At 59.1% G+C, this 16,177-nt stretch carries 14 protein-coding genes; 11 read left to right on the top strand and 3 right to left on the bottom strand.

Translation table 11 applies throughout. From position 1 onward, the window contains the following. The first annotated feature begins 23 nt into the window (after positions 1 to 23). Genes infB through Q0J85_RS09525 form a run of 10 tightly spaced genes read left to right on the top strand, consistent with a single transcriptional unit; the run spans position 24 to position 10,429 of the window. Complete coding sequence (gene infB, locus Q0J85_RS09570) at positions 24 to 2,108, top strand: translation initiation factor IF-2 (RefSeq protein WP_294480837.1); 2,085 nt, start codon at positions 24 to 26, stop codon at positions 2,106 to 2,108. A gap of 1 nt (position 2,109) precedes the next feature. Continuing rightward, positions 2,110 to 2,481, top strand: a complete 372-nt coding sequence (gene rbfA, locus Q0J85_RS09565) for a 30S ribosome-binding factor RbfA (RefSeq protein WP_294480834.1) — start codon at positions 2,110 to 2,112, stop codon at positions 2,479 to 2,481. Then, on the top strand, positions 2,474 to 3,487 hold the full coding sequence (locus Q0J85_RS09560; RefSeq protein WP_294480832.1) for a bifunctional oligoribonuclease/PAP phosphatase NrnA: 1,014 nt from the start codon (positions 2,474 to 2,476) through the stop codon (positions 3,485 to 3,487). Before rbfA ends, Q0J85_RS09560 begins: the two co-directional genes overlap by 8 nt. 6 nt (positions 3,488 to 3,493) lie before the next feature. Beyond that, positions 3,494 to 4,255, top strand: a complete 762-nt coding sequence (gene truB, locus Q0J85_RS09555; RefSeq protein ID WP_294480829.1) for a tRNA pseudouridine(55) synthase TruB — start codon at positions 3,494 to 3,496, stop codon at positions 4,253 to 4,255. Further along, positions 4,248 to 5,729, top strand: a complete 1,482-nt coding sequence (locus tag Q0J85_RS09550; RefSeq protein WP_294480827.1) for a hypothetical protein — start codon at positions 4,248 to 4,250, stop codon at positions 5,727 to 5,729. Before truB ends, Q0J85_RS09550 begins: the two co-directional genes overlap by 8 nt. A 29-nt stretch (positions 5,730 to 5,758) precedes the next feature. Next, positions 5,759 to 7,339 carry a thiamine pyrophosphate-dependent enzyme gene (locus Q0J85_RS09545; protein WP_294480825.1) on the top strand — a complete coding sequence of 527 codons (1,581 nt, stop codon included), beginning with the start codon at positions 5,759 to 5,761 and terminating at the stop codon, positions 7,337 to 7,339. Position 7,340: 1 nt separating this feature from the next. Beyond that, a complete protein-coding gene (locus tag Q0J85_RS09540; protein WP_294480822.1) occupies positions 7,341 to 7,814 on the top strand; it encodes an indolepyruvate oxidoreductase subunit beta in 474 nt (157 codons plus the stop codon). A gap of 18 nt (positions 7,815 to 7,832) precedes the next feature. After that, complete coding sequence (locus tag Q0J85_RS09535; RefSeq protein WP_294480821.1) at positions 7,833 to 8,261, top strand: ACT domain-containing protein; 429 nt, start codon at positions 7,833 to 7,835, stop codon at positions 8,259 to 8,261. 27 nt (positions 8,262 to 8,288) lie between these two features. Continuing rightward, positions 8,289 to 9,611, top strand: coding sequence for a phenylacetate--CoA ligase family protein (locus Q0J85_RS09530; protein WP_294480816.1), 1,323 nt, complete (start codon positions 8,289 to 8,291; stop codon positions 9,609 to 9,611). A gap of 14 nt (positions 9,612 to 9,625) precedes the next feature. Beyond that, positions 9,626 to 10,429 (top strand): M48 family metallopeptidase, encoded by an 804-nt coding sequence (locus Q0J85_RS09525; protein ID WP_294480814.1) that lies wholly within the window; start codon positions 9,626 to 9,628, stop codon positions 10,427 to 10,429. A 152-nt stretch (positions 10,430 to 10,581) separates the two neighbouring features. Here Q0J85_RS09525 and Q0J85_RS09520 read toward each other — a convergent pair whose 3' ends face one another. From Q0J85_RS09520 to Q0J85_RS09510, 3 genes are read right to left on the bottom strand one after another with little or no spacing between them, the layout of a single operon-like run. Next, positions 10,582 to 11,127 carry a class I SAM-dependent methyltransferase gene (locus Q0J85_RS09520; RefSeq protein ID WP_294480811.1) on the bottom strand — a complete coding sequence of 182 codons (546 nt, stop codon included), beginning with the start codon at positions 11,125 to 11,127 and terminating at the stop codon, positions 10,582 to 10,584. A 51-nt stretch (positions 11,128 to 11,178) separates the two neighbouring features. Further along, the gene (locus Q0J85_RS09515; RefSeq protein WP_294480808.1) at positions 11,179 to 12,852 is read right to left on the bottom strand and encodes a phospholipid carrier-dependent glycosyltransferase; all 1,674 of its coding nucleotides are present in this window, start codon (positions 12,850 to 12,852) and stop codon (positions 11,179 to 11,181) included. Next, the gene (locus tag Q0J85_RS09510) at positions 12,849 to 14,513 is read right to left on the bottom strand and encodes a glycosyltransferase family 39 protein (protein ID WP_294480805.1); all 1,665 of its coding nucleotides are present in this window, start codon (positions 14,511 to 14,513) and stop codon (positions 12,849 to 12,851) included. Before Q0J85_RS09510 ends, Q0J85_RS09515 begins: the two co-directional genes overlap by 4 nt. A gap of 300 nt (positions 14,514 to 14,813) precedes the next feature. Here Q0J85_RS09510 and Q0J85_RS09505 point away from each other — a divergent pair, with 300 nt between their 5' ends. Beyond that, positions 14,814 to 16,085, top strand: coding sequence for a phosphatidylserine decarboxylase family protein (locus tag Q0J85_RS09505; RefSeq protein ID WP_294480803.1), 1,272 nt, complete (start codon positions 14,814 to 14,816; stop codon positions 16,083 to 16,085). Positions 16,086 to 16,177: the final 92 nt, after the last annotated feature.

The following is a 16,177-nucleotide window of genomic DNA, read 5'->3' as shown; positions in this document are numbered from 1 at the left end:
GCGACATATCGGAGGTATAGAAATTGAGTAAAATATTGAAAGTAAAGGATATCGCCAAACAGTACGGGGTCTCGTCCAAATCGGTCATGAAAGAACTTGCCGATCAGGGAATCGAAACTCCCGATGCGGAAAACAGCGTGATTCCGGATGACATGGTCGAACTCGTCGAGATGTTTTTTGCCGATCTCTACGAGCAGGACGAACCGGTCGCAGATAAAAAATCCGGGAAAAAATCTGGAAAAAAACCGGCCGGCCGGCGGGAAGAGAATGACCGCGGCCGGAACGGAAAAAACGGCCGCGGACAACAGCGCGCTCCGGGGGCGGCTCCAGCCGGCCCGCGGGGCGGCAAGGTGACTCTCCCCTCCCCGATCATCGTCAAAGCGCTGGCGGAAGCGGTCGGCAAGAAGCCGAATGAACTCATCACGGACCTGATCAAACTCGGGGAACTTGCTGGAATCAATCAGCCGATCAGCGAGGCGAACGCGAGAAAACTCTGCAACTCCTACGGCTACGAACTCGAAATCGGCACCGCGCCGAAACCGGCGCCGAAACCGGTGGCTCCCGCGAAGCCGAATCCCGAGGACAATCCGGCCAATTTGAAAGAGCGTCCTCCGGTGGTGACGTTCATGGGTCACGTCGACCACGGCAAGACTTCGCTGCAGGACGCGGTGCGCCACACGCACGTGACCGACACGGAGGCTGGCGCGATCACACAGCACATCGGTGCCTCGACCGTGACGCACAACGGCAAGCCGATCACGTTCATCGATACTCCGGGACACGCGGCGTTCACGAACATGCGTGCCCGTGGAGCGAATCTGACCGACCTTGTGGTTCTGGTCGTGAGCGCGACCGAGGGCTTCAAGCCGCAGACGATCGAAGCGATGAATCATGCGAAAGCGGCGAAAGTGCCGATCATTGTGGCGATCAACAAGATGGACCTGCCGGACGCGGATCCGGACAAGGTTCTGCTGAACATGCAGCAAAACGGGCTGACCAGCGAGGACTGGGGCGGCAACGTCGGAACGGTACGGGTCTCGGCCAAGACCGGAAAAGGATTGACGGACCTGCTTGACCGCATTCTTCTGGAAGCGGAAATTCTGGAACTCAAAGCCAATCCGAAGCGGCGCGCCTCGGGAGCGGTTCTCGAAGCGCAGATGGAAGTCGGCCTCGGGCCGACCGCGAGCGTCCTCGTGCAGGACGGAACGCTGCACGTTGGAGACACGATTCTCTGCGGCGAGCATTACGGACGTATCCGCATGCTGATCAACGACAAGGGTGAGCGGGTGAAATCGGCGGGGCCGAGCGTCCCGGTGAAAGTGGTCGGGCTTTCCGGAGTGCCGGAGGCGGGAGACCGGCTTGAGATCTTCGAGTCGGAAAAGGCCGCCCGCAACGAAGCGCAGGAACGCATCGCCGCCAAACGCGGCAGCATGCTCGCCACGAGTGCGATCACGACGGCGGAAGATCTCTTCAGCAAGCTCAACAGCGAACACCAGAATACGCTGAACATCATCATCAAATCGGATGTGAAAGGTTCCGGCGAGGCGATTGAGCATTCGCTTTCGGAACTTCCGCATGAGAAGATCAAGGCCGAGGTCATCGCCAACGCCGTGGGACCGATCAGCGAAAACGACATTGCGCTGGCGGCGGCGACAAATTCGATCGTCATCGGCTTCCACGTCCGGGTCAATCCGGGCGTGAACGATATGGCAAAGAAGCAGAAAGTCGAGATCCGGCTTTACAGCATCATCTACGAGCTGCTCGAGGATATCACCGACGCGCTCGCCGGCAAACTTGAGCCGGAAAAGCGGGAAAAGCCGCTCGGCAAGGCGAAAATTCTTCAGGTCATCGAACTCTCGAAGGGGCCGAAGATCTGCGGCTGTATCGTCGAATCCGGCGTGGTCAAAGTCGGAGCGAAAGCGCGGGTGCGGCGCAATGGCGACCTCATCTACAACGGTGAAGTCGCGAGTCTGCGCCGTTTCAAGGATGATGTGAAAGAGGTCAAGGCGGGACTCGAGTGCGGCATCCGCCTCGACAACTTCATGGACTTCCAGGTCGACGACGAAATCGAGATCTATGAAATCGAACTGAAGAAAGCGACTCTCTGATATGGCGGAAAAAGTGGACCGGTTGACCCGGGTTAATGCACTGTTGAAACGCGAACTGGCAGAAGCGTTTGAACGCGATCTGCTCGTTCCGTCCGGTATGCTCGTTTCCGTGACGGAAGTGAAAGTCAGCGTCGACCTCCGCAATGCGACGGTATACGTGAGCATTTTCGGAGGGAAAGCGTCCGACCGCGAAAAAATCATGCACGAACTTGCCGCGGACCGGGCCGGAATCCAGGCCAGGGTCGGGCGGAATCTCGCATTCAAACACACGCCGGTGCTGGATTTTCGGCTTGACACGCGGACCGAAAAGGGGGATCGCGTGCTTGAGCTGCTCCAGCAGGCCGAAGAGGAAGAGAAAAGACGCAATGAGTGAAGCAGTGTCCATTCCGGAGGCGGCCGCCCTGCTGCTTGAGCAGAAACGGATTCTGATTCTGACCCATGAACGGCCGGACGGGGATGCCATCGGTTCTTCTTTCGGAATGCGGGAATTTCTGCGCCAATGCTGCGGCTGCGAGGCGGAGGTGGTTCTCCCCGCGCCGCCGCCGGAGCGTTACCAGGAACTGATCGGCGAATACAAGACGACGCTCACTCCGGAAGAGGTCGCGCAATATGATTTGATTCTTCTGCTCGACTGCGCCAACTGCGAGCGGATCGCCTGCGGTCCGGCGGTGGATCCGGTTTCTCTGCCGGAGCTCTCCCGGCCGCCGATGCTGAACGTCGACCATCATAAGGGAAACAATGTGAACGCGCGCTGGAATGTCGTCATGCCGCAGATTGCGGCCGCCAGCCAGCTCGCGGCGGAAATCGCAATGGCGATGAAACGGCCGCTTCCGGAGCGGGCCGCGACGTTCTGGCTGCTCGGAATCGTAACCGATACGGGCGCGTTTCGTTTTTCCAATACGCTCAGCAATACGCTGCGTGTGACGGCCGACCTGCTCGACTGCGGAGCGAATCTCGAATGCGTGGTGAACGCAGCCTACTACTCGAAACCGCTCAACCAGCAGAAATTCGAGGCGGAACTGCTCGAAACGCAGGAGAAACTCGCATTCGACGGACGGTACATTTACGCATATATTCCGGACGAACTGTTCGCGAAATATGATTTTGACATGCGTGACGGCGAGGGAGTCATTGATCTGCTGCGGGAGGTGGCGGGTACGAAAATCGCCGCGCTCTATTACCGCAAGGGAGACTGTTTCAAGGTGTCGCTGCGCAGCAAGGATCAGCGTTACCCGGTCGGTCCGCTCGCGCGGGGTCTCGGCGGCGGCGGGCACGATATGGCTGCCGGAATCACGCTCCGGGGAATGGATCAGAAACAGGTCGAAGCACTGCTGCTTGAGAAAGTCGCGGCAGTGCTGGGAGAACGGGAAGAGGATTGAATTTTCATGCGATACAACCCATCCAGACACCGGCTGCCGGTATTCCAGACGAGCGGAGTGCTGCTCGTTGACAAGCCGCAGGAGTGGACCAGCTTCGACGTGGTGAACTTCGTCCGGGCACGATTCAACGTACCGAAAGTCGGTCATTGCGGGACGCTCGATCCGGCGGCGACGGGGCTGCTGGTGCTGGTTCTCGGCAAATTTACGCAGCTCTCATCGAAGTTCAGCGGAGAGGACAAGGTTTATGAAGCAAAACTCCAGCTGGGACTCGAGACCGACTCCTGCGATCTTGACGGAGAAGTGACCGCCACCCACGACTGGTCGGCGGTGACGCCGGAACTGCTGCGCGAAACTCTGGCGGGATTCGTCGGAGAACAGATGCAGACTCCGCCGATGGTGTCGGCGGTCAAGAAAGACGGCAGAAAGCTCTACGAACTCGCCCGGAAAGGGGTGGAAGTGGAGCGGGAGGCGAAACCGATCACGATTTTTTCGATCGATGTGACGAAACTGGAGCTGCCGTTCTGCGAATTCACCCTGCACTGTTCCAAAGGGACTTATGTGCGGACACTCTGTTCCGATGTCGGCAGGAAGCTCGGCTGCGGCGGCACGCTTGCGGCGTTGCGGCGGACCGTCAGCGGACAGTTCAACATCGCAGACGCGGTCACAATCGATCAACTCAAAAGTTTTGAACAGGCGGATCTGGAGATTCATATCCGCAAGTTCCTGTTTGAACGACTCTCGAAAATCGCGGGGGTGAATCATGGCTGATGCAAAGGAGCCGGAGTTTTCGATCCGGCAGATTGAAGAGGCGATCGATGCGTGGATCGCCACCGGAACCGGCAAAGAACTGACTGCCGCGCAGCTGATCCGGCAGCTGGGGGGGAAGAAACTGCGGGCACTGGTCGACCGGATTGACCGCACGCTTTCCGGAGACGATCGTTTCTTCGACGATGGCAAGGGGAAGTACACGCTGCGGGCGGATTTCTTCCGCGGCTATGAGTTTCTCGTCACGCCGGACGCCTGGGAGATCGAACAGGGGTTTCTCTTTCCGGGACATCGGTTTTCCGCTTTCATAAATCCGGAGATTTTTCCATCGGAAATCAAATTGACCGGACCTGACGGCAAAGCGGTTGAACTCGAGACGATCCAGTTGCCGGTCTCGCAGGCGTTCCATCACCATCTGCTGCTGGGGTCGGAACAGATTTTCGACTTCTTCACGGCGGAATCCGCGGCCAATGCGCACTTGTCGCGCCGACCGGATCCTGATGGGATGGTCACATTGAACGTGTTCGACCTGAAAGAGTTCTATCGTAAAAACCACTTCCGGGAGGGAGATGCCCTGCTCTGCCGGGTTGAAGACTGGGTTGCCGGACGGATCCGGTTCCGGGCACTGCCCGGAGATGCCCGCAAAGAGTCAGATTTGAAAAACTGGATCGCCTCCTACGAAAAGGCGCTGGAAACGGTCTTCGACCGGTTTGAATCGTATCCGGAGATCCCGGAACAGCTCGCCTACGCCTGTTTCATCGGCAGAAATACGTTGCCGGAAGCGGTGAGATCCGCCTCTCTGGATGAATTTGTGCGGCGCACGAATGAAGTGGAAATCAATTTTGAAACCGATCACACCGTGCTCGCGAAGCGGGCGGAGAATCCGGACGAATATCCGCTCAATCCGCCGGAGGGGGTCTCGGTTTCCCGCGGAGAGACCGGGGAGATCGGGGCGCTGCTGCGCGAAGTCGGCTCACCTCTGACGCCGGTCGAGGTGGACAGCTACATTCTCGACTGCTGCTATGCGCGGGAGCTCGATTTCGAGGAGTTTTTCGCGCGGGCGTTCGGCAGGGAAAAGCTGCACTTCACCGACGAGGGGCAGCAGGCGGTGTTCTACAACTACGTGGAGGACCGCTTTGAGGAATTGACCGGGAATTACAACCGGGTCGACGATGAGCCGAAAGGACCGGTGCGTTCGTCGATCCTCGAACTGGTCGACGACCGGCTCGAGTTCTTCGACTTCCTCGCATCGATCGGGGAAAAAGTCGACCAGCTCCCGCACGAGAGCATGCACAAACTTGCGGCGATCGCCCTGCAGCTCGACGAGATTCTGAAGATGCTGAACGATCCGGGCTACACGCCCGACGCGGCAGAGCTCGATCACCTCGCCGAGACAGTGGAATTGCGGACCGATGAACATGAAACGCTGATCTCCGAACTGACCGGCATCGCCGGAAAGGACGTGCAGCAGCAGTGACAGCAACAATCTCAAGGAGAAAATACGATATGAATCAAAGATTGCTCGCAAGCGGCAACGAAGCGATGGCGATGGCCGCACTCGACTGCGGCGTGCTTCTCGGGACGGGATACCCGGGCACGCCCTCATCGGAAATTCTGGAAAATTTCAGCGCGCTCGGCGGTCGCGCCGAGTGGGCGCCGAACGAAAAGTGCGCGCTCGAAGTCGGTATCGGCGTGGCATTCGCGAACGGACGGGCGCTCGTGACGATGAAACATGTCGGTGTGAATGTGGCGGCGGATCCGCTGTTCACGATCGCCTATTCGGGGACGCCGGGCGGACTCGTGCTCGTGAGCGCGGACGACCCGGGCATGGCCTCGAGCCAGAACGAACAGGACAACCGTCGGTATGCGATCGCTTCGGGCGCGTTGATGTTTGAACCGGCCGACTCGCAGGAGTGTTATGATTTTCTGATCCGCGCATTTGAAATTTCCGAGGAGTACCGCCGCCCGGTGCTGTTCCGGGTGACGACCCGCGTCTGCCACTCGAAGTGCATTCTCGAACGGCGCGGGAAAAGCCGGCCGCGTGAAATCCGGTTCGACAAGGATCCGAAGAGCAACGTCATGATCCCGGCCTACGCCCGGATCGCGCACCGCAAACTGCGCGCGTCACTCCATGAACTTGAGGCGCTGAACGAAAAAGGCGAATTCACCAAAGAGATCCGCAAATCCGACGAGCTCGGCGTCATCACTTCGGGAATCAGTTTCCAGCATGTGCGCGACGCGGCGCCCGAAGCTTCGATTCTGAAGATCGGCATGACCTACCCGCTCCCGCTGGAGACGATCCGCCGGTTCGCGGGTTCGGTCAAACGGTGCGTGGTCGTCGAAGAGGGCGATCCGGTGCTCGAAGATGCGATCAAGGCCGCCGGAATTCCGGTCGAGGGCAAGGCGGAGATGTTCCGATTCGGAGAACTCAATGTGAATCGCGTGCGCAAACTGCTCGCAAATGATCTGACGCCGGAGGCGCAGCCGCCTGCGGGACGCCCGCCGCAGCTCTGTGTCGGCTGTCCGCACCGGAAATCGTATGAGGTGCTGCGCGACCTGAACTGCATCGTCTCGGGTGACATCGGCTGCTACACGCTCGGCGTGCTGCCGCCGTTTGAAGCGGTCGACACCTGCGTCTGCATGGGGGCCTCGATCACGGTCGGACTCGGACTGCGCAAGGCGCTGCCCGAGGCGGAAGCGCGCCGCGTGGTCAGCGTGATCGGCGACTCGACTTTCCTGCACACCGGAATCAACGGCATCGTTGAAATGGTCTACAACCGTCCGGCGACGGGCCATGTGGTGCTGATTCTCGACAACAGCACGACGGCTATGACGGGACTTCAGGAGCACCCGGGAACCGGCCGCCTGCTCGACCACACCCCCTGCCCTCACCCGGTCTCGATCGAAGAGACGCTCCGGGGGATCGGGGTGGACAATGTCGACGTCGTCGACGCGGTGCTCGACCAGGAGGGATTCCGCGAGCTGCTCAAGAAGCGTCTCGCCTCGAATGACACGAGCGTCATCATCTGCCGCCGGCCCTGCATTCTGGCCGCGGTCAAGATCAAATCGTATGAGGAGAACAAGTGACATGGCGAACGTAACGAACATCACCGTCTCGGGCCTCGGCGGCCAGGGCGTGCTTAAAGTGACCGATATCCTCGCGGAAGTGCTGTTCCGCGCAGGTTACGACGTGAAGAAAAGCGAAGTGCACGGGATGAGTCAGCGCGGCGGCTCGGTGTCGAGCGAAGTGCGTTTCGGGGATGATGTGGCCAGCCCGATGGTGCCGGAGGGGGAGAGCGATTTTCTCGTGGTGCTCGATCCGACACAGATCGAGGTGAATCTGCATAAACTCAAACAGGGCGGAACGCTCATCACGACCGACGATGTTCCCATGGATAAGCTCAAGAGTCCCAAGGCATTGAACATCATGATGCTCGGAGCGCTTTCGGAGAAGTTCCCCGCGATCGGGGAAGAGCTGTGGATCGAAGTGGTGAAAGCGTTCCTGCCGCAGAAACTGCATGAGATGAACATCGAGATGTTCCGGCTCGGCCGGCAGAAATAAACCAGCAAGGAGGAAATCATGCCGATCAAACAGTTGTCATTGTTCGTGGAAAATCGTCCGGGCAGCCTCAGCGCGGTTTGCAAGGTATTGAAAGAGAACAATCTCTCGATCCGGACGCTCTCGCTGGCCGACACGCAGCAGTTCGGGATTCTGCGGCTGCTGCTCGCCGAGCATGAACAGGCGCGGGAAGCGCTCGAGAAAGCCGGCTTCATCGTGAAAGTGACGGATGTGCTCGCGCTTGAGGTTCCGGATCGTCCGGGCGGGCTCGCCGACATTCTCGCGATTCTCGACCGCCATCAGCTCTCGGTGGAGTATATGTATGCGTTCACGTTCGGCATGGACGACAAGGCGGTCATCGTCTTCCGCTTTGAAGACCCGCTCCATGCGATCGAGCTGTTGAAAGATGAACCGATCAAACTGGTCAAAGCGTCGGAGCTGTTCCGATAACGATTTTATCTGGAAGAAGAAGTGAAAATGTCAGAGTTCGTAGTACCCAATCGGATTTTCGATCCGGCGGCGGAGTGCATGGAGCGCGGTGAACGCGCGAAGCTGCAGGCCGCCGGACTTCGCCGCACCGTGGAACGGGCGGGGAAAATTCCGTTTTACCGCCAGAAGTTTGAAGAGTTGAAGATCACGCCGGAATCGATTCGTTCGGCGGCTGACCTGCGCCGCCTGCCGTTCACGACCAAACAGGATCTGCGCGATGCGTATCCGTTCGGATTTTTCGCGGTGCCGCGCGCGGAGCTCGCACGCATTCACGCCTCGAGCGGAACCACCGGCAAACCGACTTTCGTCGGGTACACCCGGAATGACCTGAATCTCTGGGCGGATCTGTGCGCGCGTTTTCTCGTGGCGGGGGGACTCACGCCGGACCAGCTCGTACAGGTGTCGTTCGGTTACGGACTCTTCACGGGCGGCTTCGGACTTCATGCGGGAATCGAACGGGTGGGAGCCGCCGTGCTTCCGGCCTCGAGCGGAAACACACAGCGGCAGATTCTGCTGCTCGAAGACGCGGGGATCAACACTCTGATCTGCACGCCCTCCTACGCGCTGAATCTCGCCGAAACAATCACCGCTATGGGCAAGAAAAACAAGCTCGCGCTGCGTTACGCCCACCTCGGCGGCGAACCGTGGACCGAGGAGATGCGCGCCGGAATCGAGGAGGAACTCGGGATCCGGGCGTTCAACAACTACGGACTCTCTGAAATCATCGGGCCCGGCGTCTCCGGCGAATGCGCGGCGCGCTGCGGCATGCACATTCAGGAGGACCAGTTCCTCGTGGAGTGCCTCAATCCCGAGACGCTCAAACCGGTCGCAGAGGGGGAACAGGGCGAACTGGTCATCACGAGCCTCAACAAAGAGGCGTGCCCGATCATCCGCTACCGGACCCGTGACCTTGCACGCATTGAGAGCGGCCCGTGTGCCTGCGGACGTACGACCCGCCGCATGAGCCGTATCCGCGGCCGTTCGGATGATATGATGATCATCCGCGGCGTGAATGTCTTCCCGACCCAGATCGAGGAGGCGCTGCTGCGCGTGGACGGAACTGCGCCGCACTTCATGATCGAACTGTCGCGCCCGGGCAACCTCGACGAAGCCTCGATCAAAGTCGAAATCCGGCAGCAGGATTTCTCCGACAAGATGGAGGCGATGCACAAGCTGCGCGACCGGATCGGGCGTGAAGTCACCGCCATCACGGGACTTCACTTCAACATCGAACTTGTCGAGCCCAACACGCTCGAGCGTTTCACCGGCAAGGCGAAACGAGTGATCGACAATCGCAAGCTCAACGATTGAAGAGAGGAATTTCCATGCGGAATCTTCCTGCGTGCGCAAGGCGGATCTGCGCGGGGTTTGTCTCCGCGACAGCTCTGCTCATTCTCGCGGGCTGCGTCTCGGCGCCTTACACGGGACGGACGCAGCTCATGTTTTACGATGAAAATACCGACATCACCGCCGGAGCGGAGGCGTGGCAGCAGGTCAAGGCCCAGGAGAAAGTTTCAACGAATGCGACCAGCAACGCCGCATTGCAGCGGGTCGGCCGCAACATCGCCGCAGCTGCGAACAAACCCTCCTACGATTGGGAGTTCGTTGTTTTTGAGTCGAGCGAAGCGAATGCTTTTGCTCTGCCCGGCGGCAAGGTTGCGGTCTACTCAAGTTTGTTCCAGCTCTTCGACAACGATGCCGAGCTCGCGACCGTAGTCGGTCACGAAGTCGCTCACGCCCTCGCCCGGCACAGCATGGAACGCAGCAGCCAGTCCGTTCTTCAGGCATGCGGCGGGGTGCTCGTGGAACTTGCACTCGGACAGGATTGGACGCCGGCCTATCAGACGACCAGCAATCTCCTCGCGATGCTCCCGTACAGCCGCACGCAGGAGCTCGAAGCCGATTATCTCGGGTTGCTGTTGATGGCGCGGGCGGGATATGATCCCCGGGCGGCGCTGACATTCTGGGAGAAGTTCAGCAAACTCAATCAGGTCGGCGTAGTCGGCGAGTTTCTTTCGACTCACCCGGACGGAGAAAAGCGGCTCGAACAACTGCGCGAGGCGCTCGCCGAGGCTCAGACCGAGTATCGAAAATCAAAGCAGCTCGGCACGGGTCAAAGCTATCGCTGAACAATGATTTTCAGGCAATCAGCCCGGCTGACGGAGAGATCCTCCGCGGCCGGGCTGTTATCATGTTGTTGACAGGTTGTTAATAACTCCCCTGCGGATCGGAACTTTCCGGAAAGTTATCAACAGGAAAACCGGACTTATCAACAAATGATTCACTTCCGGCAACGGTAGACGAAAGCGGGAGGAAGATTCTTCCAGATGACGGGACTGGTCTGCACCTCGGAAAAGACTTCACCGAGGAGCTTGCGGAAGCGCTGCCCGGTCGGAAACATCAAGCCCTGCAGATACGCAAACGTGGCGAAATACCCCCCCGGAGCGATATGCTCCGCGACGGAACAGAGGATGCTGCGCTGGAGTTTCGGCGTGAAATTCGCCCACGGCAGCCCGGAGATCACGACCTCCGGATTCGGCAGGGAATAGCGTTTGAGGATGTCGCCGATTCCGGCGGCGGAATCATTGCAGACGGTAATTTCCGGAAACTGCTGCCGGAGCAGACCGCACAACGCCTCGTCGAGTTCGATGGCGATCAATCTGGCGTTCTCCGGCATTTTCCGGACGATCTCCCGGGTGATGACGCCGGTGCCGGGTCCGAGTTCGACAATCACGCCGGCCGACTCCATCCCCACGTGCGACACCATCATGCGGCAGAGTCCCCGCGAAGAGGGACACAGCGCCCCCACCTGCACCGGATTTCTCAAAAACCGCCTGAATAAAACATTCTTGCTCATTTGCGATCCTTCTATCAATTCTCACTCCGCCGGAGCAGGCGGGAATACAAATGCACGAACATCGTTAACCACTGCGGAACGATACTCCAGCTCGACGGGGAATTGCCGATCCTTTTCCCCGCGATAGATCATGACTACATCCGGTCGATCCGATCGATTCAGCAACTCGACCAACTCCTCGCGATCCATCCGGATCGGGGTTTCTCCAGCTTCAATCGCGCGGTCGATGCCATACCAGAACTCCCCTTCGGAGCTGTACAGCCGTGCATCGGGCCGGTGATAGACCCACCCGATCGCATGAATCATGCTCGGATGCGTGAGCAGAACAGCCTGTGACGGATCATAATTGAGCTTTCCGGGCAGCTCCCTGAGCGCGGATTCCGGGGTCTTGCTGTCGAGCAGTTCCGGGGTGATCGCCCAGCCGCCGATCATGAGAACCAGCCCGATCCCCGCAAAAAACAGATAAAACCGGGTCCGCCAGATATATTTCCAACTGAACAGCAGCAGTCCGCCGGAAATTGCGCCGCAGATTCCGAGCAGTCCGACGATGATCCGGACTGATGAAAACTGCGGAATCAGGTTTCCGACCGCAATCACCAGGACACCGATTCCGGCGATCGCCAGCAGCGCTCCCCAGATCGACATCACCAGATGGAACGCGCGATAGGGACCGCCTGTCCGAAAATAGGCCGCAACCCCACCGGCACCAAGCACCGCCAGAAACGGGAAACACGGCAGAATGTACGTCGCAAGTTTTCCGCTGGAAATCGAAAAAAATACGAACGGCAGCACCACCGCGCAAAGCGCGAACCGGTAGAGCGGCTGCCGGAAAAAAGTCTTGCGCTCCGCCCGGATTCCCGGAATCGCGGCGGAAAGCAGAAACGCCGCCGGAAACGCTCCCCCGACCAGAAACGGAATCAGAAACCAGAACGGTTCCGGATGCTGCTCGCCGCTGTCGGACAAGAAACGCTGAAGGTGTTCCACCACAACGAAATATCTCCAGTAATCCCCGTCCGCCCGATGCACGGCGAGCGCCCACGGCGCGATCAGAATCAGCGCAGTCACAAGCGGGATCCACGGCAGAATGAGGAACTCTTTCCAGCGCCTCTCCCACAGCAGAAAGCCGAACATCGCCAGCCCCGGCACGACAAATGCGAGAAACCCTTTTGTCATGAATGCAAACGCGGCAAACGCTCCGCAGATCACCAGAAGCGCCACCTTGCGGCGGGTGAATTTCGGCTCCATCGCCGCCAGAAACGCTGCGCAGGAAACTCCGGTCACCAACCCGGTCAACTGGCTGTCCAGCACCGCAAACGTGCCGATTCCGTAGACGAGTCCGCAAGTGAGAAACAGCAGCGCGCCGAGTGCCGCGGTCTTGTCATCCCGCAACGTCTGCCGGATCAGCAGTGCGATGAGCAGCGCCGCCAGTCCCGCCCCGAGCGCGGACGGCAACCGTAACGCGAAAGCGTTCTGCCCGAATACCTCGAAACTCGCCGCAGTCAGCCAATACCCCATCACCGGTTTCTCAAAATAGCGCATGTTCATCAGATGCGGCAGCACATAGTCCCCGGAATCGATCATTTCACGCGGGATCTCCGCGTAACGGAATTCATCCGGCGACACCAGCGGACGCCCTCCGAGCGGAATCAGATAGGCGACAACAAAAAACAACGCGACCAGAGCATAATATTTCACAGATTTGCTTCTCCCTGTTTCCGGTAATGGACGATGAACAATCCGCCGCGACGGCGATAAGACTTCTCAAGTGCGGCGGGCATTTCCCGCACGAGTTTCTCCGAGTCCGTGACGATGAGAACCGGCTGTACACCGCTTTGGATGATGGCGGCAAGCCGGTCCTGCGAATAGAACCGCCCCGGGCCCGCCGACTCCATCCCGGCGGCAAACTCGCCCGGGTTCCCGTAAATGCCGATGTCGGCCCTCCGCAATGCCCAGGCTGTGGCGGAAGCCATACCGCTGTCCGCCAGAACCAGCGTCTCCGGCGTCAAAGCTCTCCGCGACTCGCGAACGATGAAATCCACCGGCGTCCTGTCGACAATCAGATGCGGCGGCAGCAGAGCCGGATGGGCGAGGAAAATAAACCCGACCGCAACGCAGAAACAGGCGAACTTCGCCCACGCCTCCCGCGTTCCCAGCGCCATTCCGACCCAGATCAGGAACACCATCGCGGCGAAAACCGGAAAATAGAAATTCTCCCCCGAACGGTAGAGCAGCAGTTCCGCCGGAACCCGCCCCGGCAGCCAGCGGTTGAATACCTGAATCGCAAACAAGACGACAAGTGCAGGAATCCCGCAGAAGAGAATCAGCCGCAGCACCCGGTCGGTTTCCCGGAAAAGTTTTCCGCTCTGCGCATAGCGCACCAGCCCCCATGCGAACAGAATCGCGAACGCGGGGAAGCACGGCAGCAGCACCGGAGCCGAGCTCCACCCCGTCACGGAGAAAGCAAGCAGAACGCCCCCCGCTCCCCCCATGCAGACTGCGTACCGCAGCAGCGGCGTGCGGAACGCCTCCCCGCAATGTCCCCGGTATCCGGCGATCACCCCCGGCAGGAACAGAATCCACGGCAGCGCACCGGCGATCACGATCGGCAGCGCCAGCCAGAATGACGCCTCTGCAACGGGGGCATTCATCAGCAGAAACCCCAGCGGCTCCCCGGAATTCTGGAGAGAAGCCGCAACCCCGGTCGGTCCGGCAATCACGAAAGCCCAAATCAACGGAATCCACGGCAGTGTGAAGATCCGTTTCCACTCGTTCTGCCAGAGGAGGAACAGCACCAGTGTCGCCAAAGGAAGAACAACCCCGGGAAATCCTCCGGAGAGAATCGCCATCCCCATGCCGAACCCGGCAAAAGTGAGCAGACCGAACCGCCTCAGGAGCAACTTCTCCCGGCAGGCGAAAAAGAACATCGTCATCGTCAGCAGAAAGGAAAAACGGAACAGCGCACCGGCCATCCCCCATGTTCCCCCCAGGAACACCAGCCCGGAGAGCAGAAAAATCACCGCGGCGACCCGACCGCCCCGTTCCTCTCCGGAACGGCGGCAGAGCCAGTAGAGCAGTCCGGCCGAAGCGAGCGTCACCAGCGCCCCCGGCAGACGGGCCGCCCCGGGCGTCTCGCCGAACCATTTCATGAACAAGCCGTTGACCAGAACTCCGAGAAGCGGCGTTTCATGGCAGGGGAATCCGTTCAGGCGCGGAATCCAATCATTGCCGGAAGCGATTTCGCGCGCGATCTCAAGTTCGCGCGTCTCCCCCGGGTGAAACGGCGGACGCAGCCAGATCGCCGCGAGATAGAGCAGCACCAGGCAGAACACCACCAGAAACGGGTAATATTTTTTCATAAATTCCAAATTTCTCCGTTTCATCGTCCCACCCGGGGAACGCTCAATATCCCAGCTGAAGTCCAATGTTTCTGTTTCAGTTGTGCAATCGATCAAATCAGTTGATAAATATACACCCGGATGCATTTTTTTTCAATCCGATCTTGTATTTTCATTTCCCGGTGCTATAGTCCGTTTAAGAAGAAGGAGAGGAAAGAATCCGAACTCTCGGATTCGCAGAAGGAAACCTGGACGGCGCGGCTGCAGTTCGGCATGTTCCTGTGGTTTGTGCCGCCCGAAAAACAAGGGAGGAGTTGTATCATGAGCAGCGCAGTCAAACCCATCAACAAGACGTTTGCCGCCGGGAAATGGATGCCGCGCGACCGGGAAACTCTCGTGGCCTGGATGAAGAAAATCATGGCCAAGGCGGAGAAAGACACCGGACCACTGCTCCCGGTCGTGGAAAACCTCAAGAACTTCATCGAAAACGATGCCAAAGCCTACATGTTCTTCAACCAGATGTTCGATGAAGTTCCGGCGGACAAGAGCAAGGCGCTGCCGGATCTGCCGCAGGTGCGCGACTACCAGCACATGCTGCGTCTCTTCAACGTCATTCTGACGCATGCGCCGAGTTTCGACGAAACGGGCTTTGTGGGTTTTCCGTTCAATGCGATCCTGAACTGGTCGATGGCGACTTCCGGCGGCTGGGCCGGATTCATCGACGATAAGGTCAACGTCCACATCAAGGCAATCCTCGACGCCTGGGGGACTTTCCTGCGTTCTCCGGAAAGCACTTACGTTCTGAACGACGACCCGAAAAACGGCTGGTTCGGAGAGGACGCGCAAAAAATGCTGCCGAACTTTGCGGAAGAGTTTGTCTGCGACCCCTCCAAGCCTCATTACGGCTTCCGTTCGTGGGATGATTTCTTCGTGCGCGAATTCCGGGAGGGAATCCGCCCCGTCGCCGAACCGGACGATGACGCAGTGATCGTCAATGCGTGCGAATCAGCACCGTTCGCCATCGCCCGCAATGTCCAGCTTCTCGACCGTTTCTGGATCAAAGCACAGCCTTACGCGCTGAGATTCATGCTCAACGACGATCCGTGGGCCAGGCGGTTTGTCGGCGGAACGGTTTATCAGGCGTTTCTGAGCGCTCTGACCTACCACCGCTGGCATGCGCCGGTCTCAGGGCGCGTGGTCAAAACCTGTGTCATTCCCGGCACCTATTACTCGGAAACCCGCAGCGTCGGTTATGATCCGCTCGCACCGAACGATTCGCAGGGGTACATCTCTGAAATCGCCACGCGCGCGGTCATCTACATTGAGGCGGACAATCCGGACATCGGCCTCATGTGCTTCGTCGCCATCGGGATGGCGGAGGTCTCCACCTGCGAAATCACCGTCTATGAGGGGCAGCACATTAAGAAAGGCCAGGAGACCGGCATGTTCCATTTCGGAGGATCGACGCACTGTCTGATCTTCCGGCCGGAGGTGGATATCGAATTCGACCTGAATGGGCAGACGCCGGGGCTGGAAAGTTCCAACATCAACATCAACGCGCGCATCGCCACAGTGAAACCGCACAAGAAGTAACCACTTCCGATTCCGGCCGGGCCGCGACAAAACAGCGCCCGGCCGTTTTTTTCGGAACTGCGTCCGATGGCTTGTCACATGGTTTTCGGAGC

It is taken from the genome of uncultured Victivallis sp., assembly GCA_944389935.1.
GTDB lineage: Bacteria > Verrucomicrobiota > Lentisphaeria > Victivallales > Victivallaceae > Victivallis.
Note: the sequence above shows the minus strand (reverse complement) of the source record. Positions and strands in the feature narration are given on the sequence as shown.

Coding starts and splice junctions, on each gene's coding strand:
- rbfA (WP_294480834.1), top strand. CDS start 2,110: ATGGCGGAAAAAGTGGACCGGTTGACCCGGGTTAATGCACTGTTGAAA.
- Q0J85_RS09560 (WP_294480832.1), top strand. CDS start 2,474: ATGAGTGAAGCAGTGTCCATTCCGGAGGCGGCCGCCCTGCTGCTTGAG.
- truB (WP_294480829.1), top strand. CDS start 3,494: ATGCGATACAACCCATCCAGACACCGGCTGCCGGTATTCCAGACGAGC.
- Q0J85_RS09550 (WP_294480827.1), top strand. CDS start 4,248: ATGGCTGATGCAAAGGAGCCGGAGTTTTCGATCCGGCAGATTGAAGAG.
- Q0J85_RS09545 (WP_294480825.1), top strand. CDS start 5,759: ATGAATCAAAGATTGCTCGCAAGCGGCAACGAAGCGATGGCGATGGCC.
- Q0J85_RS09540 (WP_294480822.1), top strand. CDS start 7,341: ATGGCGAACGTAACGAACATCACCGTCTCGGGCCTCGGCGGCCAGGGC.
- Q0J85_RS09535 (WP_294480821.1), top strand. CDS start 7,833: ATGCCGATCAAACAGTTGTCATTGTTCGTGGAAAATCGTCCGGGCAGC.
- Q0J85_RS09530 (WP_294480816.1), top strand. CDS start 8,289: ATGTCAGAGTTCGTAGTACCCAATCGGATTTTCGATCCGGCGGCGGAG.
- Q0J85_RS09525 (WP_294480814.1), top strand. CDS start 9,626: ATGCGGAATCTTCCTGCGTGCGCAAGGCGGATCTGCGCGGGGTTTGTC.
- Q0J85_RS09510 (WP_294480805.1), bottom strand. CDS start 14,513: ATGAAAAAATATTACCCGTTTCTGGTGGTGTTCTGCCTGGTGCTGCTC.
- Q0J85_RS09505 (WP_294480803.1), top strand. CDS start 14,814: ATGAGCAGCGCAGTCAAACCCATCAACAAGACGTTTGCCGCCGGGAAA.